Genomic DNA, 23,736 nt, shown 5'->3' on the forward strand with positions numbered 1-23,736 from the left:
CGGCAATCTCCATGCCGGGCACTTGTGCCCCTTGCCGCGGTTCTCAGCCGGTTCAGTTCGACGGCGCCGCCGGAGCCGGCGTACGATCGATCGTCGGGTTGTTCTTCAGGGAGCGGCCCTGCTGCACGTTGGAGCGGATATCTTCCTTCGACAGGAAGTCGATCTGCTCGACGATGACATCATGGAACAGTTCCTCACCAACGCGCTCGTTGAGCGTGTCGCGGATATGGGTCTTGAAGGCTTCGAGATCGAAGCGCTCCATATCGGGGAAGTCAATGAGCGGCTCGCCGACCAGCGCCGTGTACAGGGCGTCCGTGATCAGTTCGTTGACCGGGACGCTCAGCTTCTGGATCTTGGCGGGATCGACGGTGTAGGACAGGCGCGTGAGGAAGTATCCCTGCACGGCTCCGCTGCTGATCACCGGGATCGAGGTGACCTCGCCACGGACCGTTTCCAGGCCCCCGAACATGGCCGGGTCCTCCTGAACAGGCTCCTCCTTGTTGGTGAGCTGGACAGAGAAATAGACCGACGCCAGCGCCACAGCGCAGATCCAGACGCCGGTGGCGAGCAGTTTTATCATGACAGACGGGAAGCCCTGAACTGGTCTTCGGAATAGGTTCCGTCAGCTTCCCAGGCGGCAACGGTTTCCTTGATCATCTCGGCGATGTCGCGGACAGCCTCCATGTGAGCCTTGACCTTGATGTTGTTGATCTTCAGTTTCTCGCGCACCGTTTCGAGATGCTGCTTGTGCTCGGGCTCGAGATCATCCGGACGGATGCCGTTGAAGAGCATTGTCATTTCATACAGGCATCGGCTCTTGATCGAATTCGAACGGCTGACGTCGAAGTCCGGGTCCTGTCCGATGGCGGCGTTCTCGGCGTCGACGACTGCCTCAAGCCGAGACAATACGCCAACGATACGATGATCTTGGGTGTTCAGGTCGCTCATGCTGTTGTTTGTCCCTGGCTGGTGCGCGCTGTCGCGTCTGCGGCGTCATCAGATCCGGCCACATCAGCGAGGATCTGCTTCTGAATTTCGTTGATCAGGCTGGCGGCCCGATTGGTGACGTTGGAACCGATGGCATCGGCTGATTCGGGCGCAACGGCCGCATCAAAACGATCGCCCATCATGCGGGCGGCAATGCCGATGCCACCGCCCTTGGCCAGAACCGCTCCGAGCTGTTCAGCCATCATGCCCTTCCAGATTTCGCCGGCAGTTCCCTTGCCATAGAGCTGCTCGCTGTCGGTGGGCAGCATGTCGCCGATGAAGCTCTGGAGGATCATCGCCTCGAACTTCTGGTAGACCTCGAGAGACTTGTCGGGCGCTATGTCCCTGGCAGAGGTGACGGAAAGGGCGGACGTGTCCGCGGAGGCGAGCAGTTGGTGCTGGAAGGCGGGCGTGGACGCTGCCTGCTCGGACTTGCGGGCCGACGCCGCCTCGAGCATGGCTTCCGCCCGCTGTGCGACGGCAGGATCGGCCGCGCGCACGACATCGAGAATGATATCGGTTGCTGTTTGTATCGACAAAGAGCTTCCCTCTCAGAAACTGACCGGAAATGATCGCTGACACTTTGTCCTACGAAGCTTACGCTGGCCTTGCGCGGCCGCGCCGGCAGACTGCCTCAGTCGGAACCGCGGCGCTGCAGCGAAGCGTCGAGGAGATCGAGCAGGGTCTCGTCTGTAGACAAACGGTCTTCCGCCTCGACCGCCTTCTCCGCATGCTCGGACAAGCGGTCCGCCTTGGTCTTCTCTGTGAGCATGCGGCGTTCCTGAACCGCCTTGGCGCCCTGGAGCAATTGCGATCTCGCCGAAAGCCGCTGAAACCGCTGCGCGTATTGATGCGACATGGCGGCATGAATCGGGTTGAAGGATCCGACGGCTGCGACCAGCGCGTCCTGGGTGGCTTCCGTCTCGGCCTGCTGACGGAGCGTATGGGAGAGTTCGAACTCGGCCATCCGCTCGATCTGGCGTTGAACCCTGACAAGGCGGGCAAGTTTTTCAGAGCGCGATTCCGCCATGTCAGATCAACCCCATGAACAATGTCTCGAAACCGTCGATGAACAGGGTGAAGAAGGTGTTCGAGCCGAAATAGAGCAGAATCAGACCGCCGGTCAGGATGAAGGGGATCGAGATGAAGTAGACCGGGATCTGCGGCGCCAGCTTGTTGACCATGCCGATCGCGAGGTTGAAAATCAGGCCATAGGCGAGAAACGGGCTCGCCAGCCGGAGCACCAGCATGAAGGCACCGGCAAGCGTGTCGGTCAGCGTCATCAGCACCAGCCGGGCATCGAAGCCCTCGTTCATCGGCATGAAACCGTATGAACTGACCAGCGAAGCGATGATCATGTGGTGGAAATCGGTCAGGAACAGGATGAACAGGGCGGTGAAAGAGAGCAAGGCGGTCAACTGGCCTTCCGGTTCCAACTCGACAATGCCGCTTCCGGGCGCGGAGTTGAAGCCGATCGCCATCGAGATGGCGGTGCCGGCAAACTGAAGTGCCACGACTATGTAGCGTGCGACGAGGCCCATGGTCACGCCGATGAGCATCTCGGCGGCAACAAGCAGAATATAGACCCTCTGGCTCTCCCGGACGTAGGGATAGATGGTATCCCAGAGGATCGGCAGCAGCGCCATCGAGACGGCCACCGCAAGGAAGAGCCGGATCTGGACCGGAACGCGAAAGCTCGAAAACCCCGGAAGCACCATGAAGCAGCCGCCAATCCGGCAGAACGCCAGGAACAGCGCCAGCACGGTGCCCTCGGGATCCTCGATCACGAGATCGAGCCGAGAAGCTTGATCTCAATGCCTTTCGCGATCTCGACGTGCGAAAGCACAGGCAGTGTTGCAAAGATCCGTTCGACTATCATGCGCACATATGGCCGTGAGTCGGGCGAAGTTACCAGCACAAACGGCACGCCCTTGTCCATGTGTTCACGGATAACCTTGGTCGCTTCCTCGGAAAACTCCTCAAGCATGCGCGGATCGATATCGAATTCGATGACCTCGCCCTTCGGGTCGCGCTTGAGCGCCTGGTGGAAGGCGAGATCCCAGCGATTGCCAAGCCTGAGCACGTTGAGCTGCCCGTTGCGGGCAATATCGCCACAGAGCTGCTGGGCCATGCGGATGCGCACATGCTCGACGATCTGCTCGGTCTTGCGTACATGCGGTGCGAGCTCGGCGACCGCCTCAAGGATGAGATGCAGGTTGCGGATCGAGACACGCTCGGCCAGCAGCAGCTTGAGCACGGCCTGGAAGCCGGAATAGGACATGTGCGAGGTGCAGATCTCGTCGGCCAGCTTGCGGTATTCGGGATCAAGCCGGTCGATGAGGATTTTCATGTCCTTGTAGGAAAGCAATTGCGGCAGGTTGTTGCGGATCACCTCCGAGAGATGGGTCAGCACCACCGAGACATTGTCGATCGGTTGGAAGCCTTCACGCTTGAGGTCCTCACCGAAGCTTTCGGGTACGGAAAGCGCAGGCAGGCCGAAGGCCGGTTCGCGGATCTCGTCCCCCGGAATTGAAGGACGGTGGGTGCCGGCAAGCACAACGAGCAGTTCGCCGACCCGGAGGTCATTGGCGGCAACCGTGGTTCCGTGAATACGGATGTGATAGCTCTTGTCCTTGATCGAGATGTCATCCGTGACCTTGATCTCGGGCACCACAAAACCGTACTGGGTGGCGAATTTCTTGCGCATCTTGGCGACGCGGAAGGCCAGTTCCTCGTGGCTTCCGAGCAGCTTGGTGGCAACCTGCTTGCCAAGCACGAGTTCGATTTCCGCAGTCTTGAGGATGGACTTGACCGAGTCCTTCTCCTTGTCCTTCGCTTCCTGCTCGGTGCGATGAACTTCCTGCGCCTCGGCGCGGGCCTTCTGGTCTCGCTGGCGAGGGATTATCCAGCTTCCGAACGCCATGCCTGACGCGAGAATCACGAAGGGGAGGAACGGCAGGCCAGGCATCAGGGCCAGGAGGAAGAGCAGGCCGGAAGCTGCGAAGAGTGCACGCGGATAGCCGCCCAGCTGGTCAATGACGGCCTCGTCGGTGGAGCCGAGCTGACCGCCGCGGGAGACCAGCAGGCCGGCCGCCAGCGACACGATCAGCGCCGGGATCTGGCTGACCAGACCGTCGCCGACCGACAGCCGCACGAACACGTCGGCAGCTTCGCCGATCTGCATGTCGTGACGGGCGTAGCCGATGATCACGCCGCCGAACATGTTGATGCCGGTGATCAGCAGGCCGGCGATAGCATCGCCGCGAACGAACTTCGAGGCACCGTCCATGGAGCCGAAGAAGGAGCTTTCCTGCTCAAGCTCGCGGCGGCGCTCATGGGCCTGCTTGTCATCGATCATGCCGGCTGACAGGTCGGCATCAATCGCCATCTGCTTGCCGGGAATGGCATCGAGGGTAAAACGGGCGCCAACTTCCGCGATACGGGTGGCGCCTTTGGTGATGACAATGAAATTGACCGTGACCAGGATCAGAAAGACGATGAGGCCGATGACAAAATCACCGGACATGACCATCTGGGAAAAGCCGCCGATAACGTGACCGGCGGCATCCGGTCCGAGATGCCCTTCCGACAGGATGATCCGCGTGGTCGCTATGTTGAGCGACAGGCGCATCATCGTGGCGATCAGCAGAATGGTCGGGAAGGAGGAGAAATCGAGCGGCCGGCGGATCCACAGCGCCACCATCAGGATCAGCACCGAAAAGGCTATGGAGAATGCCAGTCCGATATCGATAAGGAAGGCGGGGATCGGCAGGAACAGGATGGACAGAATGACGACAATGCCGAAGGCAAAGCCCATGTCCTTGCCCTGGAAGCCTGTTTTCTGAATCGCCAGCGCTTGCGGGTTGGCCATGTTTGAGGAGCTCCGGAACACAGCGCGGACGTCATGTCCACGCAACAGGTCATCGTGACCCTACAGGCCGAAGCTTGCGCGAAGGTGGCAAGTTGCAGGTTGCAGACGGCGGGGGATACTGACGGGCCGGACGTGGCGGGCCGAACGTGGCGGTCCGAACGTGGCGGGCATCGAGAAGATGGCAGGAGCGCTCGTCACTGCGACAGACGGACGGAATGGATCATGCTTTCAGGGCAACGGGCCGCGCGGGCAATGACAGCAATGACGCAACGGAACCCGTCGCTACAGCGCCGCGCCTCCAACCGGACGCGCAAAGGACGCTGTAAAGTTTTGAAAGAATGCATGTACGTTATCGCTCAATTGAATCCAATTGAACGCGACTTGCATTAGAATCCGGACTGAATGCGCTGGAAGACGACGTCTGTAAAGGTGGAGATCTGGGCGCCGACAAAAGGGGCCGAAACGGCAACGGTGACCAGGATGGCCACGATCTTGGGAACGAAGGTCAGGGTGATTTCCTGAACCTGGGTGAGCGCCTGGATGAAGGCGATGCCGACACCGACAAACATGGCGACAAAAACCGCCGGCCCCGAGCAGACCAGCACGGTCCAGATCGCGGTTTGGACAATATCGAGGGCGTCGGCTTCGTTCATGTCAACTGATGGTCACGCCGGCGCCGACCAGAACCTTCTTGCCGTTTTCAAGCACGGCAACCAGTCCGTCGGAATAGACCTGAACTTCCTTGATGACGCCGGACACGGTTGCGTCGGCGCTGGTGATGGTGCGGCCGATGATGGATCCGGCCTGATTGAGCGTGGAGGACTGGAGCAGGCTTTCCAGGTTCTTGTTTGTCTGGATGGTCTGCTCGACCTGGCTGAAGGTCGCAAGCTGGGCGATCTGCTCGGTCGCATCCATCGGCTCGGTCGGATCCTGGTTCTTCATCTGCTGAACCAGCAGGGTCAGGAACGTATCGTAATCGAGCGTTGCCTTCTTGGATGCGCTGTCCGCGGCCGAACCTGCGGTGGCTGATGCGCTGCTGACTGCACTTACGTCCATGGCGCCAACTCCTTGCGAATCTGTTCAATGGTTCCAGCCGACATGCCGGCCGTGTCGAGAATCTGCTCCTCGATCGGGTAGAGTGCGCGAATCGCCTTGAGCGCTTCGAACGCCCTGCCCTGCGTGACCATACCATCAATATGCTTGAGCTCGGTAAGAACTTCTTCATTCTTGAAGCAGGTCAGCAGCATGACGACCGATTTGCGGAACATGCCCATCGCCTGTTCGGCGCCTTCCGGGTTGATCAGCATCATCTGGACGATGAAGTAGAGCTGGCGCAGCGGCGTCGTGGCCTGCTCGGGCTGCAACACATGGTTCTCAAGCAGAAACGTGACGTCGTTGAGAAACTCAAGCGCAACCTTGCGATCCACCCGAAGCACAGCTCCGTTGATGAAGATCCGTTCGCCTGCCTTGAGGGAAATGCGCAATGAGCTTTTCATTTCAACCCGTCCCTGATGATGATCGAGATATCGATGATGCCCTGGAAATTGTCCGATTCGCGCTTCCGGATCCGCTCGGATTCCTTGATGATCCAGATGCCTATGGAGATCAGGTTGGCCCGGAGCTCCTCCGCAAGCTGATTGTCGGGCGAAGCGAGGTCCTCGACAAACCGGACCCAGAGGCGGCTGACAAAATAGACAGCTTCGATCGCGTCGCGGGATTCAAGACCGTTGGCCTTGGCTGCGTTCAGCAGCGAGATCGAATGATTGATCGCTTCCCGCTCGCGTTCGCGTGCTTCGGCGACACCATCCTCCTGAACATCCGCGTAGGAAAATTGGTACATTCAGACGCCCTTCATGTTTGTCCATTTACGCCCGAAAACTCCGGGCCATGCAGTTACAAGTAATTCATCAAGCTCATTTGCTGGATTCGGGCGGTGAGCGTGTAGGACGCCTCGACCTGGGCAAGCAAAGAATTCATTCGGGTGGACGCCTCGTAGGGGTCGACACCTTCAACATCCCCCAGATGCAGGGTGAGGATGCGGATCTGCGACTCCAACGCGGTGTTGGCCTTGGTGATGCGGTTTTCCGAAACGCCCAGCATGCTGCGCTCGTTGTCGATGCCCGTGACGGCAGCGCCGGCATATTCGATCGCAGTTTTGTTGAGCGAGGCGCGCACCTCTGCCGAAATCGGAGAGTTGATCAGTTCGACCCCGATGACCGCCGCCAGTGCGAAATTGCGCATGCCTTCAACATTGGCGTTGGTGCTTGAATCGACGATCTCGTTCTTCAGGATCCGGCTTGAGACATTGGTGTCTGAAGCGCTCGACCAGTCGGTGGTCCAGGCTGCTCCGGTAAAGGCAGGCTCAAGCACCGTGGTGATGAAGTTGTTCATCTGGGCAACGGTGATGTTGGCCGCGGCGGGATCATCCTGGGTAAAGCCGAAATGGCCGAGGAAGGTCGCATCGAAGGCGACCTTGGGCGGCGATCCGGGTGCAAGAAAATCCTCAAGCGGCTGGGTGTTGGTGTTGATGCCTGCGAAGAGGTACTCGCCATTGGACGAGGTGTTGGCTGCGGTGGTGAAGGCATCGAGAGCGGTCTCGACATCACGCTGAGCGATGAGCAACCGGTTTGCATCGTCCGAGCCATTGACCGAGATGAAGGCTTCGAGCATCTGCTGGGCGGCATCCGACATGACGTCCATCGAGGCCTGCGCAGCGGAAAGCCGCTGGGTCACGAGCGCGTTGGAATCGAGGATGCCCTTGAGCCGGGATACGTCGCTGTTGAGGGTGACGCTGTTGGACGCCTTGGCGCCGAGCGCAAGGCCGATGTCCGCGTAGCGCCCGGTAACCACCTCGGTGTTCAGCTTCTGGATCTCATTCTGTCCGCGGCCGATGGTCAGCCGCATGGCATTCTGCATTGCCAGATTTGAAACGAAACTCGTCTTCATCTACCTACCTCGCCGCTGCCAGAAGAGCCTGGAGCATTTCGTCGACCGCGGTGATCAGTCGTGCCGATGCCTTGTAGGATTGCTCGAGTTCGAGCAGCAAAGACATCTCCTCGTCCAGTGAAACGCCGGTGATGTTTGACAGGGCTTCTGCCGAGCGGAACCGGGAGGCTTCACGCGATTCGGCCGAAGTCTCCGCGTCGCTGCGGTTGAGTTCGAGCCAGCCGATCGAGTCGGCGGCAAAGCCCATGAGGCTGGTTGTCGTCGAAAGACCTGCGGCGACATCGAATGCGACCGGCTCGTCAAGCTTCTGAACGTAGGAATCGAGCAGTGCGGAATAGCCCGATGCACCCGACGGGTTGGAATTGTAGGCAGCACCGTTGATACCGCCGTCCCGGAGCAATTGCGGATTGCCGCCGAGCGACTGGATGAGCGCCGGATTGACCGTTATCGTCGAAGACATGCCCGGTATAATGGTGGCGCCTGCCGGAATGGTACCTCCCGCCCAGGTGAACAGGCCTGGCAGGTCAGGAAGCGCCGACGCGGTCTGATCGGTCTCGGCAAACGAAACCACCAGGACGCGCGCAATCTCGTCAAGATGATCCTGCATCGACGGGGCGTATTCGTCACGGATCTGCAACAGCGACTGCAGCGACCCGCGACCGGTGGTGGTGGCGCCCTGGCCGGCAGCCAGCGGGACACCATCAATATAGATCTGATTGCCGGTCAGTGCAGCCGAGTAACCCGACGATGTATCGAATTCGACGGGCCGCGCGACCGCCTCGAACAGTGTCACCCCGTCACTAGTGTACAGTGCCATGTCGTTGCCCGACCGGGTGACCTGGGTGACCCCGACAATCGAGGAAATCTGCTTGATCAACGATTCGCGCTCGTCGAGTTCAGCACTGACATCCTTGCCGGTCTGGGTGCCGCTGAAGACCTTGTTGTTGTTGACCTCAAAGCGAGCAAGCAACTCGTTGAGCTGCGCCACCTGACGGCCAATTTCCTTGTCGGCTTCGAATCTCACCGTCTGCACGGCCTTGGAAGCGGTCTGCAACCCGTTTGCCACGGTGACTGCGTCGGCGATCGCGGTCTGCGCCAGCGTCGCTTCACCCGGCTTGGCAGCATAGGTGGCCAAGGTGTCACGCATGGTTGCGATCAAGGCCGAAGGCGAGGTTTCGTAGTCGTTGCCACCCAGGATGTTCTTCAGATTGCTCAGCCCATTGAGCAGGGTATCCTGTGCACTCGAGGTCGATGTGTCCGTGACGGTCCGCACAAAAAGCGCCATATCCTGGGCACGCTGGATGCTCACTGCCTGAGCACCAATCAGGGAGTTTGTCAGAACAGCATCGCGCCGCGCATAGTTCGGATCAGTGGCGTTGGATATGTTGCGCGAAATGGTGTTGGTCTGTGTCGCGTAGTTCGACAGAGACGTTTGCGCGGTATTGAGTGCTGATGTCAGAGACATTGACGGTTCTTTCTAGTTCCCTAACGAGACTATCGCTTGAGATTCACGAGGACGTCCAACAGGTCGGAGCCTGTCTGGAAAACCTTTGAGTTGGCAGTGTAGCTGCGCTGGGAGGCGATCATGTCGGTCAGCTCGCTGGCCAGATCGACGTTCGAGCCTTCCTGGGCACCGGAGATCAGGTTTCCGAAGCCGCCGGAGCCGCCGAAACCCGTCGTGATGACGCCAGAGTCGATGCCCTGAGAATAGACATTACCCGGCAGCGGGATGAGATTGTCGGGACTGGCGACGTTGGCAAGGGCGATCTGGTAGAGCGGCTTCAGGTCACCGTTTTCATATTTCGCATAAACGGTTCCGTCGGCGGAAATCTCGACATCGGTCACAGCAGAGGGCGCATTGCCATTGACGTCGGCATCATCGACCGTGAACGGGTAGTTGAGCTGTGTCATCTTGGCGAGATCGACCGTCAGAGCCGCGCCGCCGGGAACGGCCAGCGTGATATCGGTCGCACTGGCCGCTGCCAGGGCGCCGTTGAGCGCAGGGTCAAAGGTCAGGGTCTGGGTGGCGAGAGGGCCCGCACCGTAAGGGAAGCCGGTGGTCGGCGTGGCCGTCGAGCGGTCAAACACCGCAACTTCCCAAGTGTCGTTGGCGGTCTTGGTGTAATAGAAGTCGAGAAGAACTTCCTTGCCGACCGTGTCATAGACCACGAGCGAGCTCTTGTGGGAGTATTCGGCAGTCGCGGCATTGGCGGACGGCAGGTTTGCGGCCGCGACAACAGCCGCACTGTCATCAAGGTTTGCGTAGAACAGGCCGGTGGTGGATGGCGTCGCGGTCAGGCCCGCGGATTCGACATTGACCGGAACCAGGCCGTCAAATCCGTTTACGACCGGCGCAGGCGTGCCGCCGGTGTAGTCATATCCCATCAGGGTGAAGCCGGCGGCGTTGACGAGATTGCCGTCACCGTCCTTCACGAAGGAGCCGGCCCGCGTCAGGAAGGGGCTGCCCTTGCTGTCGTTGACAATGAAGAAGCCGTCACCATCAATCGCGAGGTCGGTGTTGGACGTCGTGAACTCCAGCGGACCGGCATCGGTAATGGCATAGCGGACGCTCGTCTGAACCGCACCGGAATTGTAGGAACCGGCGCTGCTGGGCAGGATAAGCGATGAAAAGGCGGTGGTGGCACGCTTGTAGCCAGGCGTGCTGGAGTTCGCAATGTTGTCGGCCACAGTGCTCAAGCGGTTGGCTTGCGCGTTCATCCCGGACGCACCGGTTTGCATCATTCCGTAAAGGCTCATCGCGTAATCCCTCGTTTACTACTGAAATCCAGATTAGCTTGCGGGCCTTGCGTGAACCTGATTGCCGGTGATGCACCTGGCTTCGACCAACCGGATTTTCCGGATGGCCGGGTCACTTACTTCCAGTCGATCAGATAGCCGAGGAAGCGCTTGGAATCGATCGGATCGAAGCCCAGGCGCTTGCGCAGTTTCTTGCGCAGCTTGGAGATGTGGCTTTCAACCACGTTCTCTTCGACGTCCTCGTCGAAGATGCCGTAGATCGCATTGAAGATCTGCTGCTTGGTGACGCGGCGGCCGCGGTTGGCGACAAGATATTCGAGGATGCGGCGCTCGCGCCTTGGAAGCGCAAATGTACGATCTTCGATTTCGGGATCGCGTCCGTCGGAAAACACCCGGATCGGTCCAATCTCGATATGCGTCGACAGGGCCTTGAGCCGGCGGCGTATCGCTGCCGCACGGGCAAGGATTTCGCGCGGATGAACCGGCTTGCGCACAACATCGTCAACGCCGCTATCATAGAATGCCAGGGTGGATTCCAGAGACGGGGTATCGCTTACGGCAATAACAGGAGCCTGCGAACGGTCGCGGATTGCCCGGGGCAGATCCATCATCAGCTTGCCCTGCCCGATCAGGAAGGCTTCGACAGCCTCCAGATCGGAATCCGCGGCAGTGCCGACCCACTCGCCGAACTCTGTTGAATCAAAGCTCGCCGATGGTACTCCTTCCCGCCCGAAAAGAGATGTGTATCCGTCTTTTACCAATTGCCGATCATCAACCACTACGATCATTCGTTCGCCTCCGAATCAGTGTGGTGCCTCGTTACCAAAGAAGTACGAATCCGCTGAATCTTGGTAAACTATCAATTCGATATGGTGACAATTAATAATTGATTAACCATGATTGCCGCTGATTTGCCTAGATATGGTATGCCTCACAAAGGACACACACAAAATTGTCTGGAAAAGTTAACAAATGGTTAATTTTTTTCTTGCACCGTTTAGAAATGCCTAATTCTTAACAAATTGTGTCAAATCCGGCAGAAATTTGGCAAACACTCGTACAGGTTGTATCAACTGCAAAATGATCTGGCCTGTTTTGTCCACGCTCCGTGGCCGGTGGCGATGAGGTTGGCGATCACCCGGCAGACATATCTCTTCTGTGCCGGATCGTTGTTCGGGCCAGCGTGATAACGCGCCACCGCCATTGTCCAGGTTTCATGCCTGGCATGCAGCCGCGCAAGGAACCGGGCGGCATAGACAACATTGGCATGGGGGTCGAGCATGGCGCTCACGGACTTGAACTCGGCGCCATGATAGCGGTGATTGATCTGCATGCAGCCAAGATCAATCAGGGTCTTGCCCTCGGCCCGGGCCTGTTCAAACTCACGCAAGGCCTCGCTGCGACTGTTGGCGAAAACCGTGCGGCCCTCGATATTGAGCGCGTAGGGATGAAGCGATCCCTTCCTTCCGGTCTCTGTCAAGCCGACGGAATGCAGGATGCCCGGGGGCACTCCATAGGCGCGGGCTGCAGCGAGTATCTCTGCTTCGCACACACCGGTCGCGGCCTCGGCCGAGCGCGGCGTCAGACCATCATAGATAGACGCCGTCAGTGCGACCAGTACCAGGGCCAGTATACGAACCTTGTTCATGCGCTTGCCCCCCCTGATTGCCTGTACCCTGCTGTCCGGCATTGTTGCGTCCGCTCTCCCTGCCGGATGACTGGGCATCATTGGACCCTGTCCCCTGCTGACTGGCCTGGAAGCCCTGTTGCGGAGTCTGGCTGGATGCCCGGTCCGGACCGGGCACGTGTTGGACGGAAATCTGTTCCACACCAAAGCCCTGGGCGCGCAGCGCCTTGAGCATCGACTGGTTGTCTTCCTTGATCTGACGATAGGCTTCGGCGGTCTGAACCTTTATCTCGACCGACAGATCATCACCGGTAAGCTTGAGCACCGCGGTGACGCTGCCCAGCGACACCGGATTGAGCTGAAGCTTAAGCGTATGCAGGGTCTGCCCCGGCTGCGAGAGGCCCGTCTGCGTGAGCTGCTGCGCCGGAGCGGCCTTCTGCGCCGCGATCGCCGTACTTCCGGCTTCGGCCAGTGTGCGGGTCAGCAACTGTCCATTGGCCGACATGTTCTGGGCAGGCATGAACTTGCGGGATTCGACCACTTCGACCTTGCCGCCCTTGGCGCCCATTGCATCGTCGAGGCGACGGTCGGCGACATCACGCTGGCGTCCGCCATTGCCACTGCGGAGATCGCGCTTTCCAGCTTCCGCATCGGTGGGCTGGGCCGAGCCTTCCATGCCAAGCGCACGCATGACTTCCCGGACCGATGTCTGATCTTTCTGGCGCTCCGGCCCTGTGTCCGCCGCGGGGGCCTTCGGCCCGGCTTGCACAGCTGCCTGGGCCGCGACTGCGGCTACACCGCCGGTGGCTGCCTGTGCGGCTGCGGCCGGCGCGCTGGCACGCTGGTCGGATTGAACGGTGTTTGCCTGGAGGCTGGCTGCCTTGGCCTTGTCGGATGATTGTGCGGCAACCTCAGCCTGTGCGGCATCACCATCGGCCTTCGGTTCAGCGACATTTGCAGGCTTTGCGACCGCCGTCACCCGGGCTTGATTGGCATCGGCAGCTGCCGTCTTCCCTGCAGCAGCGGCGATAACGGCTGCCATCTCGTCATTGCCGGCCTCGGGATCGGCCGGCATTCCGTTTGCCTGTTCAGTCGGGAGTTCTTCGCCTGGCGCAGGCTGTCCCAGTGCAGCATCATCCGAGTAGGATGCACTCGACATCAGGCCCGTGAGCAGGTTCAGGATCTCGTCTGACTGCGCAGCCTGCTCGTTCGCATCGTCTGCTTCGTCGCGCACGGCCGAGGCTTCATCAGCCTTGTTGACCCGGTCGCGATCAGCGGTGGTGCCGCGTTTTTCCTGTGAAAGGGCGGCGGAGAATGCGTCATCGCGACCGTCCCCGGCCGCTCCGTTGCCATCGCCGGCCTTGGCTGCGGGCCGAGCAGGCACCTGCCGCTGCATCACCATGTCCAATGCGCTCACGAGGCTTTCCTCTCCACTTCACTCAAGCAGCTTGTCTATGCGCTCGAGTGCCTGTTTGCGGTCCGACACATAACCCTTGAAGGTTTCGTCTTCCGCGGCACGCAACTCCTCATTAGGGGTCTTGGCGCGTCTGAAAATGGGACTCCCGGCTTTCTTTTCGCCATCGGCAGCAGTCTTCAAGGGATCACCGGCCTGTGTCATGTCCGGTTGCTGTATCATGGCCGGCATTGCTTGCGTGAAGCTGTCGGGCAGTGGTTTCTTCACGACTTCACTTGCGACAATCTCTGCTGCCTTGCGCAAAGCACGGTCACGGCGCGACAAACGGGCGCCCGACAGTGCATTGATGCTTTGAAGAACACCGTCGACGCCGTCGGTCGGGATCTTGGCCATGCCGGAGTAGAGCTCGGCCATGGCCTGTGGTGCCGTGTCATTGATTCCGAGCAACGCCTCGGCCCTGTCCGAAGCAAAGACCGCAAGATCGCGCAGACCCGAAATGGCCGCCTTGCGGGCGATACGCAGATAGATCTCGCGTTTTCTCGGCCGGTCCATGAAGGACAGGATCTCGCTCAGGCCCTCATCACCGATGGTTTCGTAATTCAGAAGCACGAGGTCGACCACGAGATCGGCATACTGACCGGCATAGGGCGAATTGATGAAACGGCGCGCATAGAGTTGCGCGTAATGCAGTGCCTCCTCCACCATGTTCTTCTGTGCCGCGATGAACAACGAGCGGCGCAACGCGGCTTCCTCGACCAGCGTCCCCGGCGCCGTCAACCGGGCCCAGTCAAACAATTCGAGCGCTCCGGAATCGTTGAGCGCAGCGGTGACATTGGCCGCCACCAGCGTGATATAGGGACCGATCTCGGTATCACGGTAGATCTCGACCACCTCGGTGAGTTCCGTCTGCGTCTTGGCAGCGCGGCCGTTCAGATAGGCCCGCAGGACCGTGGTCACCTCGTTGTCGAAATTGCCGAACTTGTCCTTGATCGCAAGAATGTCGAGCGTGGCGGGATTGCCGCCACTCATGGCATAGATCAGGGCGGCATCGACATTGCGGGGATCGTCGAAGACCTTCTGGTCTGCCTGACGCAGCCGGCTGTCGATCACGCCAATGAGAAAGCGCTGCATCTCCATGGCGGAATGATCGCCCTGGACGACCGCGTCCTGAACGAACTGCAGAGAGCGGACCAACTTGTAGGGTTCGAGGCTTTCCATCTGCTCGCCGATTTCCAGCCCTGCCACTTCGGCCGGTTCGGAAAACGGTGCCTTGACACCTTCGGTCTCGGCACTCTGGGGATCAGCAGCTGCGTCGTCGCCAGCTCCGTCCACCATGCCGGCTGCCGGCTGGTGCGGATTGGCTGCGCCGTGTGATTCCGCAGATGTCTCGCCATGCTCCGGAGCCGAGGCAGCGTCCTGCCCGCCGGTCCCGGATTTGGCGCCGTGAAACAGCTCAAACGGCAATGGTTTCGCCGGCTCCTGAGCCAGCGCACCAAACGCAAACATCGCCGCGGCAGCGGCGAAGCTCACAGGCGCGGGATAGAAGGCGCGCCGCACCATCAGCTCCCTTCGGCCTCGACAAGGATCTCGATGCGGCGGTTGACCTCGGAATAGGGATTTTCCGGATCCTTGAGCCGGCGGTCAGCAAAGCCCGAGACCTGGATGATCCTGTCCTCTGGTACGCCGCCGCGGACGAGCATGAAAAGGGCGGAGTGTGCCCGGGCGGTCGAGAGCCGCCAGTTGTCATCATTGCCGGATGTATAGGGCCTTGCATCGGTGTGACCGCGAATCGCGATGGCGCCGGGCCGTTTTGACAAAAGCTCGCCGATTTTCTCCATGGCAACAACAAGGTCACGGCCCGGCACGGCAGATCCGACATTGAACATGCCGAAATCAAGCTGGTCGGTGAGCGAGACGAGCAAGCCGCCCTCGGTCGGGGTGACGGTCAGGCCTTCGGCCAGCTTGCCGACGGTACCGCCGAGTGCCCGGGCGATCTCCTTCTGGAGCTCCTCGGCCTCGGCCTCCGCCTTGGCGATCTTGGCTTCTTCTTCGGTGGTTTCCGACCCGTTTCCACCTTCGCCGGCAACATCGGCGGACTGGTTGCCGGTCGGTCCATCCTCGGGATTGCCACCAAAGTTTCCGGCCTGCGCATAGGGATCCTCAAGCAATCCCAGATCGTCAATCGCGTCGGGGGGCGCATTGTTCTGCGGGTAGCCGTCGGCTTCCACCATGGCCTGGCTATCCTCAAGCGACTTGCGCTCCTGCTCGATCTGTTTCGACCAGAAATCCGGATCGAAAGGATCGCGGTAGGCATCACCGCCGGATGCGCCGGTTGCAGGTCCGGATTGCGAAGCACCGCCATCGCCTTTTTCGGAGATGTTGGTCTGGGTTCCCGTTTCCTGGGCGATTTCAGCCAGTACCGAGAACGGATTCTCGAAATAGTCGGATTCGGAATAGTCCTGCTTTTCTCCGGCGGTGCTGTTTTCCTGGTTGCCGACCTCGGCCGCCTTGCCGTCGGTGGTCCCCTGACCGTCCGACTTGGATTTCGGTGCCTTGGCCTCACCGTCCTGGGTGTTGCCAACCTGCTTGATGCCGCGATCGGTCGGCTTGTCGTCCATCAGCTTGATCGGGTTGAAGTAACTCGCGACAGAGGCCTTGCTTTCCTCGTTGGCGGCATTGACCAGCCACATCACCAGAAAGAAAGCCATCATTGCAGTCATGAAGTCGGCGTAGGCGATCTTCCAGACGCCGCCATGGGCACCGTCATCGGCGTTGTTACCACGCCGCTTGACGATGATGATCTCGTTCTTGCCCTGGTGGGTTGAGTCGCCTTCGGCCATCAGAGAACCTCAGCCAGAGCTTTGGACCATTCCTCGAGGCGGCTGGCAAACTTGGTCTTGTTGATCTCGACCTCAATGTCGAACTGGTCGTTGCGGTGGACTTCGAACCTGTCGGCATCGGCACCGATATTGGCCTGCAGCGCTTCGACCAGAGCGTCAGGTCCGGAGACGCGGATCTGACCGGCGTTTTCCAGCGCCAGGATCTTGCGGATCTCGTCGGAGAGGCCGGAGAGAATGCGGACGCGAAGCGCCTCATCGATCAGCGGCTTGAGGACGGCCTCAACATCACCGGCGATCATGTCAGCGATTTCTGCGCTTCTTGCGGCAATAGCGTCGGGAATTTGTGTCGCGGCACTGGCTTCAAGCTCTTCACGCAGGGCCGCGAGCTCGGCGGCGTGAAGATTTTCGATGGCGAGATGTTCTTCTTCGAACTTGCGGGTCAATTCAGCCCGCGCAATCGCTTCGCCCTCCGCCCGGGCCTCGGCGCGGATGCTTTCGACATTGATGTTGGGCAGCGCTGCGGGCTTGTCTTCTTCTTCCACATGCCGGTCAGCATGGAAACCGCTCATATCGGTGAATTCGAAATCCGGCAGATACCTGGCGAAACTGGCCGTCATGAGCCTCTCCGTTTGGTGGCAATTGCTGACGATAGCCGGTTCACTGTCTTTCCCTTCGAGAATTGAAGGCGGGGACTGCAGGATCCGGCTGCGCCTTCATGCGCGTGAGAAACCTAGGGAGTTAAACTTGTGTGAGAATGACCTCGGGCTGCCCGACCCGATGAAAAATGCCCGTCCTCACCAAGATTTGCGCTGATCCGCACCAAGGGCAATTTTGGTGCGGATCAGCTGATCCACCATGTCCGTTGACCGGCGGCACGGTAGAATTCGATCATCCAGCCCGCCCGTTCAGGGCCGGTCCGGCTTACTGCCGGAAGAGCTGAAGGATGTTTTCCGAGTTGGTGTTGGCGATCGACAGTGACTGGATGCCGAGCTGCTGCTGCGTCTGCAGGGCCTTGAGGCGTGTCGATTCCTCGTTCATGTCGGCGTCGACCAGACGGCCGATACCCTTGTCGATGGAGTCCATCAAATTGGCGACGAAGTCTTCCTGCATGGAGACGCGCTTGTTGACGGCACCGAGATTGGATGCGGCATCGGTCATCGTGGTGAGAATGGAATCCACCACCCTGATCATATCGTCAACCTGGGCATCGGTGGTGGTCGCGGCCAGGGTGATGGCCGTACCGGATGCCTGGGTGCCGGTGGTCGAGCCCGTATCAATCAGGAAGTAATCGCGGGTTGCGGTACCGGTTGCGTTGGGATCAAGGGCGTTGGCGTCGATATCCTTGGTCAGGATGCCGAGGCTTTCGTTGGCGGCGCCGATCATGGTCAGGCTGGTGACGTTGATGTCGAGCGTGGTGATCGAGACGAGGCCGTTGACGTCGCGGTTGAAGCCGCCGACGACCGACTTGGTTCCGGCGGCTGCGGTCGAGGTGTTGTTGAGCCAGTTCTCGCCGGAGAACGATGCCGAAACGGCAATCGACTGAAGCTGGTTCTTCAGCTCTGTCAGTTCCTTGTCGATCTTGGTCTTGTCGACGCCAGGCTCGCGGGCCGCAACCAGCTTTGCCTTGATTTCGGAAACCACGTCGATGGAGCTGTTCATCGCGGTGTAGGCGATGTCCACCTTTGCCGCACCCAGTCCCAATGCATCCTTGACGGTGGACAATGCCTTGTTGTCGGACCGCATGGTCGTTGCGATCGACCAGTAGGCCGCGTTGTCACCGGCGGTTTCGACGCGGTAGCCCGAAGAAACGCGCGCCTGCGTCATCTGCATTTCTGAATTGATTGTGCGAAGTGTCTGAAGGGCAGCCATTGCGGCTGCGTTGGTCATGATGCTGGTCATATTTAAATGCCCCCTATAATTGCCCAGGGACATACCGGCCTCAATTCCGGCTACGATGATCTTGCGTCATGCAACCGGTTTGGCACTTGCCTTGCTCGCCGGTTCATCGTTGGTAACTAATCGGTAAACGTTTATGGTTAACGAGGGGTTAATTCAACCCCTAAATCTACTAATGAAAACCTGTTGCTGTTTACTTCTTGCTGTTTTAGCGAAGCTGTAACGAAGGTTTTACAACGCGTTACCGCGCCGCACAAAGTTCGATGCCAGTCGCAATCAGGGTTGGACCAGCGAGCAACGCGAAAGGGCCGCATCGTCCCCGATGCGGCCCTTGTTTCCTGTTGCCGTGGCCGCCCGAAAGCGGCCCACTCACGTCCGGTCTTAACGGAAGAGCTGCAGGATGTTTTCCGAATTGGTGTTGGCGATCGACAATGACTGGATGCCGAGCTGCTGCTGTGTCTGCAGGGCTTTCAGGCGGGTCGATTCCTCGTTCATGTCCGCGTCAACCAGACGGCCGATACCGCTGTCGATGGAGTCCATCAGGTTGGCGACGAAGTCTTCCTGCATGGACACGCGCTTGTTGACGGCACCGAGGTTCGAAGCCGCATCGGTCATCTGCGTCAGCATCGAGTCAACCGCGCGGATCATGTCGTCGACCTGTGCGTCGGTGGTTGTCGCAGCCAGTGTGATGGCCGTACCGGAGCCGGCGGTTGCCGCTGTACCATCGGCATCGATCAGATAGTAGTTGCGGGCGGTACCGGTGGCATTGGGGTCCAGCGCATCGGCATTGATGTCCTTGGTCAGGATGCCGAGGGCTTCGTTGCCTGCGCTGATCAGGGTGGTCGAGGTCACGTTGACCGAAAGAGTGGTGATCGAGACCAGGCCGTTCACGTCGCGGTTGAAGCCGCCGACGATTTCCTTGGTACCGGCAGCCACGGTGCCGACATTGTTGAGCCAGTTCTCACCGGAGAACGAGGCGGATTCGGAGATCGAAACCAGCTGGTTCTTCAGCTCGGTGAGTTCCTTGTCGATCTTGGTCTTGTCGACGCCAGGCTCGCGGGCGGCAACCAGCTTTGCCTTGATTTCGGAAATAACGTCGATGGCCGAGTTCATGCCGGTGTAGGCAACGTCGACCTTCGCGGCACCGAGTCCGAGTGCATCCTGAACGGTGGAAAGCGCCTTGTTGTCCGAACGCATCGTGGTTGCGATCGACCAGTATGCGGCATTGTCCGCAGCAGTTTCGACACGGTAGCCGGAGGAGACGCGGTTCTGCGTCATCTCCATGTCGGAGTTGATGGAACGGAGGGTGGCGAGCGCAGCCATTGCTGCGGAGTTGGTCATGATGCTTGTCATTGAGGTGTCCCTATTGACGATCTTACGCGGGACATACCGGACTCGGTTACCGGCAACGGTGGCCAGGCATCATACCCATCGCATCCGGTTTCCTCCGATCCGCGACCCACCATTTCTTGACAACCAAAATGTCGGATTATGGTTACTGAACACTTAACCGTGGTGACTTTCTTACCGGTGCGTGAACAAAAAAACGCCGGGGATTTCTCCCCGGCGTTGTTGTTGGGCCCAACCCTATGATCGGGTCTGAAGCGCTCCTTAACGGAACAGCGACAGGATGTTCTGCGAGTTGGAGTTGGCGATCGACAGCGACTGGATGCCGAGCTGCTGCTGTGTCTGCAGGGCCTTCAGGCGGGTCGATTCCTCGTTCATGTCGGCGTCGACCAGGCGGCCGATACCGGTTGTGATCGAGTCCATCAGGTTGGCGACGAAGTCTTCCTGCATGGAGACGCGCTTGTTGACGGCACCGAGGTTCGAAGCGGCATCGGTCATCTGCGTCAGCATCGAGTCGACAACACGGATCATGTCGTCAACCTGGGCGTCGGTGGTGGCTGCAGTCAGGGCAATCGCGGTACCGGAAGCCTGCGTACCGGTGGTCGAACCGGTGTCGATCAGGAAGTAGTCGCGGGTTGCGGTGCCGGTTGCGTTCGGATCCAGCGCGTTGGCATCGATATCCTTGGTCAGGATGCCGAGGCTTTCGTTGGCAGCACCGATGAGAGTGGTCGAGGTGGTGTTGACTGCCAGGGTGGTGATCGAGACCAGGCCGTTCACGTCGCGGTTGAAGCCGCCGACGATTTCCTTGGTGCCGGCAGCAGCAGTGCCGGTGTTGTTGAGCCAGTTCTCACCGGAGAACGAAGCGGATTCGGAGATCGAAACCAGCTGGTTCTTCAGCTCTGTCAGTTCCTTGTCGATCTTGGTCTTGTCGACGCCAGGCTCGCGGGCCGCAACCAGCTTTGCCTTGATCTCGGAGACGACGTCGATGGCCGAGTTCATGCCGGTGTAGGCAACGTCGACTTTCGCGGCGCCAAGGCCGAGAGCGTCCTTGACGGTCGACATGGCCTTGTTGTCCGAACGCATGGTTGTTGCGATCGACCAATACGCGGCGTTGTCTGCAGCCGTCTCAACCCGGTAACCGGAAGAAACGCGGTTCTGCGTCATTTCCATGTCGGAGTTGATCGAACGGAGAGTGGCGAGTGCAGACATTGCTGCGGAGTTAGTCATGATGCTTGTCATGGAAGTGTCCCTTTTGACAAAAAAATACGCGGGACATACCGGACTCGGTTACCGGCAACAGTGGCCAGGCATCATGCCCGTCGCTTCCGGTTTCCTCCGATCCACGACCCACCATTTCTTGACGATCAAAATGACGGAGTGTGGTTACTGAAGGTTTAATCGGGAATTATTTATTCGACGGGATTGTTTCGGAATGGAAAAACGCCGGGGATTGCTCCCCGGCGTTCTTTACATGCTCAAACTCGAAACTTAGTCTTAAGCAATCCTTAACGGAACAGCGACAGGACGTTCTGCGAGCTGGAGTTGGCGATCGACAGAGCCTGAATACCAAGCTGCTGCTGGGTCTGCAGAGCCTTCAGGCGGGTCGATTCCTCGTTCATGTCCGCGTCGACGAGACGGCCGACACCCTTGGTGATCGAGTCCATCAGGTTGGAGACGAAGTCGTCCTGCATGGAGACGCGCTTGTTGACGGCACCGAGGTTCGAAGCGGCATCGGTCATCTGCGTCAGCATCGAGTCGACAACACGGATCATGTCGTCAACCTGGGCGTCGGTGGTGGCTGCAGTCAGGGCAATCGCGGTACCGGAAGCCTGCGTACCGGTGGTCGAACCGGTGTCGATCAGGAAGTAGTCGCGGGTTGCGGTGCCGGTTGCGTTCGGATCCAGCGCGTTGGCATCGATGTCCTTGGTCAGGATGCCGAGGCTTTCGCCGGCGGCACCGATCAGGGTGGTCGAGGTCACGTCGACGTCGAGCGTGGTCAGCGTGACCAGGCCAGCGGCGTCACGGTTGAAACCGGCAACGATGTTCTTGGTGCCGGCAGCAGCCGAAGTGGTGTTGTTGAGCCAGTTCTCACCGGAGAACGAAGCGGATTCGGAGATCGAAACCAGCTGGTTCTTCAGTTCTGTCAGTTCCTTGTCGATCTTGGTCTTGTCGACGCCAGGCTCGCGGGCAGCAACCAGCTTCGCCTTGATTTCGGAGACGACGTCGATGGCCGAGTTCATGCCGGTGTAGGCAACGTCAACCTTCGCAGCGCCGAGGCCGAGAGCGTCCTGAACGGTGGAGAGAGCCTTGTTGTCCGAACGCATGGTGGTTGCGATCGACCAGTAAGCGGCGTTGTCTGCAGCTGTCTCAACCCGGTAACCGGACGACACGCGGTTCTGCGTGCTTTCCATGTCGTTGTTGATCGAACGCAGGGTGGCGAGCGCAGACATAGCTGCGGAGTTGGTCATGATGCTAGTCATGGGATTGTCCCTTTAAAAAATAACGCAATACTGAGGAGGGACATACCGGGCTTATGTTTTTACCGGTCATGCGGTTCGGCATCATGCCTGTCGGAACCCCTTGACTTCGCAAGAGTGTTCCTCCCCGTCATGTTGGCACCATAATCCCAGTTGGCGCTTTCGAATTGATTAATCGAAAGCCAAATAAGCGAGTAAATTCAATATAGTTAACCGTCACTTAAGTTAACCATAACAATGCTTGAGATACCGCCACACCGGGCCGGAGAGCAGCATCAAGCGGGCGCCGGAATCAGGTCCGCGCACGGCTGCTCAGGCGTAAACCTGTTTACACAAAGGAGCGAACGAGGCTTCCGACAAGCAGGTTCCAGCCGTCGATGAGGATGAAGAAAAGGATCTTGAACGGCAGCGAGATCGCCGTCGGCGGCAGCATCATCATGCCCATGGACATGGTGATGGTGGCGACCACCAGATCGATCACGAGAAACGGCAGGACGACAAGAAATCCGATCTCGAAGCCGCGCCTGATCTCAGAGATCATGAAGGCGGGGACCAGAACGCGCATGTCGATCTTGCCTTCCGTTTCGGTCGTCTGGCCGCGCTCGGTGGCAATGTCGATGAATAGGTTGAGATCCTTGGGACGGGTGTTGACCAGCATGAACTCGCGAAACGGGTCGGCGATGAGCTGGATGGCCTCCTCTTCGCTGACCTGGTTCTCGAGAAGCGGGCTCACGCCCCGCTCCCAGGCGCGATCAAATGTCGGGGCCATGACATAGAAGGTCATGAACAGGGACAGGCTGACCAGAATCATGTTGGCCGGCGTCGTGGCCAGCCCCATGCCGGCGCGCAGAATGGCGAAGGCGATGATGAACCGCGGAAAGCTGGTCACCATGATGAGGATGCCGGGCGCCACTGACAGAACGGTCAGCAGTCCGAAGGTACGGATGATCCAGCTTGCAACGGATCCGTCAACCGGGGCCTGGAGCAGATTGGGATCCAGAACCTGGCCGTGCGCCGCCGTTGCAATCGCCATCATGGCTGCAAAGGCTGATAGAAATCGAATCATTCGATCACAAATGTCCTCAAAAGGAGGTCGTTGACGCGGCCTTCCGACCGCAACTTCACGCGTTCACGCAGATCCTCGCGCAGATACTGAAAGCCGCGCGGCCCTTCTATCTGCTGAAGCGATACGGTGCGCAGATAGGCAAGCATGTCCTGGTGGATCCGATCCGCCATCGCCTGATCGGGTTCATCGATGAACACGAGAGACACTTCGATTCGAATCCAGTTGTCGGAAGGATATGACAGGTTTGTGGTGATCGGCTCAAGCGCAAGAACGTTTTCCCGCGGTTTGTCCTCAGCCTCTTCCTCTTTTTTCTCGTCCTTGCCTTCAGAACCTGCAGATGCAGCCGTTTCCGGCTGATCCACCTGCGGCGCGATAATGCCGCCGACCATCCAGCCGCCTCCAGCCGCGACCAGGCTGAGCACCAGCACGACCGCAATGGTGACGATCAGACCGGACTTCTTCTTGCCGCCATCGTCTTCTGCGCTTTCAAAGTCAGCCATGGGTCACG

Annotated in this window: 25 protein-coding genes; all 25 read right to left on the reverse strand. The window is 59.3% G+C overall.

All coding sequences use genetic code 11. The annotated features are described in order from the left end of the window. Positions 1–52 precede the first annotated feature (52 nt). Positions 53–580 (reverse strand): hypothetical protein, encoded by a 528-nt coding sequence (locus tag GTW23_RS21545; RefSeq protein WP_152010141.1) that lies wholly within the window; start codon positions 578–580, stop codon positions 53–55. After that, entirely contained in the window at positions 577–948 is a 372-nt protein-coding gene (locus tag GTW23_RS21550) for a hypothetical protein (protein ID WP_152010142.1), read from the reverse strand. The genes GTW23_RS21545 and GTW23_RS21550 overlap by 4 nt, the downstream gene beginning before the upstream one ends. Continuing rightward, a complete protein-coding gene (locus GTW23_RS21555; RefSeq protein ID WP_252917438.1) occupies positions 945–1,526 on the reverse strand; it encodes a rod-binding protein in 582 nt (193 codons plus the stop codon). Before GTW23_RS21555 ends, GTW23_RS21550 begins: the two co-directional genes overlap by 4 nt. 95 nt (positions 1,527–1,621) lie before the next feature. Further along, positions 1,622–2,017, reverse strand: a complete 396-nt coding sequence (locus GTW23_RS21560; RefSeq protein WP_252917439.1) for a hypothetical protein — start codon at positions 2,015–2,017, stop codon at positions 1,622–1,624. A gap of 1 nt (position 2,018) precedes the next feature. Beyond that, entirely contained in the window at positions 2,019–2,774 is a 756-nt protein-coding gene (fliR, locus tag GTW23_RS21565; RefSeq protein ID WP_152010145.1) for a flagellar biosynthetic protein FliR, read from the reverse strand. Further along, the gene (flhA, locus tag GTW23_RS21570; RefSeq protein WP_152010146.1) at positions 2,771–4,858 is read right to left on the reverse strand and encodes a flagellar biosynthesis protein FlhA; all 2,088 of its coding nucleotides are present in this window, start codon (positions 4,856–4,858) and stop codon (positions 2,771–2,773) included. Before flhA ends, fliR begins: the two co-directional genes overlap by 4 nt. A 386-nt stretch (positions 4,859–5,244) precedes the next feature. After that, complete coding sequence (gene fliQ, locus GTW23_RS21575; protein ID WP_152010147.1) at positions 5,245–5,511, reverse strand: flagellar biosynthesis protein FliQ; 267 nt, start codon at positions 5,509–5,511, stop codon at positions 5,245–5,247. Position 5,512: 1 nt separating this feature from the next. Then, complete coding sequence (gene flgD, locus GTW23_RS21580) at positions 5,513–5,914, reverse strand: flagellar hook assembly protein FlgD (protein ID WP_252917440.1); 402 nt, start codon at positions 5,912–5,914, stop codon at positions 5,513–5,515. After that, a complete protein-coding gene (gene flbT, locus GTW23_RS21585) occupies positions 5,905–6,354 on the reverse strand; it encodes a flagellar biosynthesis repressor FlbT (RefSeq protein WP_152010149.1) in 450 nt (149 codons plus the stop codon). The genes flgD and flbT overlap by 10 nt, the downstream gene beginning before the upstream one ends. Beyond that, complete coding sequence (flaF, locus tag GTW23_RS21590; RefSeq protein ID WP_152010150.1) at positions 6,351–6,698, reverse strand: flagellar biosynthesis regulator FlaF; 348 nt, start codon at positions 6,696–6,698, stop codon at positions 6,351–6,353. Before flaF ends, flbT begins: the two co-directional genes overlap by 4 nt. Before the next feature lie 53 nt (positions 6,699–6,751). Next, positions 6,752–7,804, reverse strand: a complete 1,053-nt coding sequence (locus GTW23_RS21595) for a flagellar hook-associated family protein (protein WP_252917441.1) — start codon at positions 7,802–7,804, stop codon at positions 6,752–6,754. 4 nt (positions 7,805–7,808) lie between these two features. Next, positions 7,809–9,269, reverse strand: a complete 1,461-nt coding sequence (flgK, locus tag GTW23_RS21600; RefSeq protein ID WP_152010152.1) for a flagellar hook-associated protein FlgK — start codon at positions 9,267–9,269, stop codon at positions 7,809–7,811. A 29-nt stretch (positions 9,270–9,298) separates the two neighbouring features. Then, the gene (locus GTW23_RS21605) at positions 9,299–10,561 is read right to left on the reverse strand and encodes a flagellar hook protein FlgE (protein WP_152010153.1); all 1,263 of its coding nucleotides are present in this window, start codon (positions 10,559–10,561) and stop codon (positions 9,299–9,301) included. 116 nt (positions 10,562–10,677) lie between these two features. Beyond that, positions 10,678–11,349 (reverse strand): response regulator transcription factor, encoded by a 672-nt coding sequence (locus GTW23_RS21610; protein ID WP_152010154.1) that lies wholly within the window; start codon positions 11,347–11,349, stop codon positions 10,678–10,680. 281 nt (positions 11,350–11,630) lie between these two features. Continuing rightward, complete coding sequence (locus GTW23_RS21615; protein ID WP_152010155.1) at positions 11,631–12,209, reverse strand: transglycosylase SLT domain-containing protein; 579 nt, start codon at positions 12,207–12,209, stop codon at positions 11,631–11,633. Then, positions 12,151–13,605: a flagellar hook-length control protein FliK gene (fliK, locus tag GTW23_RS21620; protein ID WP_252917442.1), complete on the reverse strand. Its 1,455-nt coding sequence runs from the start codon at positions 13,603–13,605 to the stop codon at positions 12,151–12,153. Before fliK ends, GTW23_RS21615 begins: the two co-directional genes overlap by 59 nt. A gap of 18 nt (positions 13,606–13,623) precedes the next feature. Next, complete coding sequence (locus tag GTW23_RS21625; RefSeq protein ID WP_252917443.1) at positions 13,624–15,162, reverse strand: chemotaxis protein; 1,539 nt, start codon at positions 15,160–15,162, stop codon at positions 13,624–13,626. Continuing rightward, a complete protein-coding gene (locus tag GTW23_RS21630) occupies positions 15,162–16,442 on the reverse strand; it encodes a MotB family protein (protein ID WP_152010158.1) in 1,281 nt (426 codons plus the stop codon). Before GTW23_RS21630 ends, GTW23_RS21625 begins: the two co-directional genes overlap by 1 nt. Beyond that, the gene (locus tag GTW23_RS21635) at positions 16,442–17,059 is read right to left on the reverse strand and encodes a hypothetical protein (RefSeq protein ID WP_252917444.1); all 618 of its coding nucleotides are present in this window, start codon (positions 17,057–17,059) and stop codon (positions 16,442–16,444) included. The genes GTW23_RS21630 and GTW23_RS21635 overlap by 1 nt, the downstream gene beginning before the upstream one ends. A gap of 304 nt (positions 17,060–17,363) precedes the next feature. Continuing rightward, a complete protein-coding gene (locus GTW23_RS21640) occupies positions 17,364–18,341 on the reverse strand; it encodes a flagellin N-terminal helical domain-containing protein (RefSeq protein ID WP_152010160.1) in 978 nt (325 codons plus the stop codon). 378 nt (positions 18,342–18,719) lie between these two features. Further along, on the reverse strand, positions 18,720–19,691 hold the full coding sequence (locus tag GTW23_RS21645) for a flagellin N-terminal helical domain-containing protein (protein ID WP_152010161.1): 972 nt from the start codon (positions 19,689–19,691) through the stop codon (positions 18,720–18,722). Between the two features lie 258 nt (positions 19,692–19,949). Continuing rightward, positions 19,950–20,924 carry a flagellin N-terminal helical domain-containing protein gene (locus GTW23_RS21650; protein ID WP_152010162.1) on the reverse strand — a complete coding sequence of 325 codons (975 nt, stop codon included), beginning with the start codon at positions 20,922–20,924 and terminating at the stop codon, positions 19,950–19,952. 266 nt (positions 20,925–21,190) lie between these two features. Next, positions 21,191–22,165, reverse strand: coding sequence for a flagellin N-terminal helical domain-containing protein (locus GTW23_RS21655; RefSeq protein ID WP_152010163.1), 975 nt, complete (start codon positions 22,163–22,165; stop codon positions 21,191–21,193). Between the two features lie 325 nt (positions 22,166–22,490). Further along, positions 22,491–23,228 (reverse strand): flagellar type III secretion system pore protein FliP, encoded by a 738-nt coding sequence (gene fliP / locus GTW23_RS21660; RefSeq protein WP_152010164.1) that lies wholly within the window; start codon positions 23,226–23,228, stop codon positions 22,491–22,493. After that, positions 23,225–23,728, reverse strand: coding sequence for a flagellar basal body-associated FliL family protein (locus tag GTW23_RS21665; RefSeq protein ID WP_152010165.1), 504 nt, complete (start codon positions 23,726–23,728; stop codon positions 23,225–23,227). The genes fliP and GTW23_RS21665 overlap by 4 nt, the downstream gene beginning before the upstream one ends. Between the last annotated feature and the right edge of the window lie 8 nt (positions 23,729–23,736).

Source organism: Parahoeflea alexandrii (assembly GCF_024105735.1).
Classification (GTDB): domain Bacteria; phylum Pseudomonadota; class Alphaproteobacteria; order Rhizobiales; family Rhizobiaceae; genus Hoeflea; species Hoeflea alexandrii.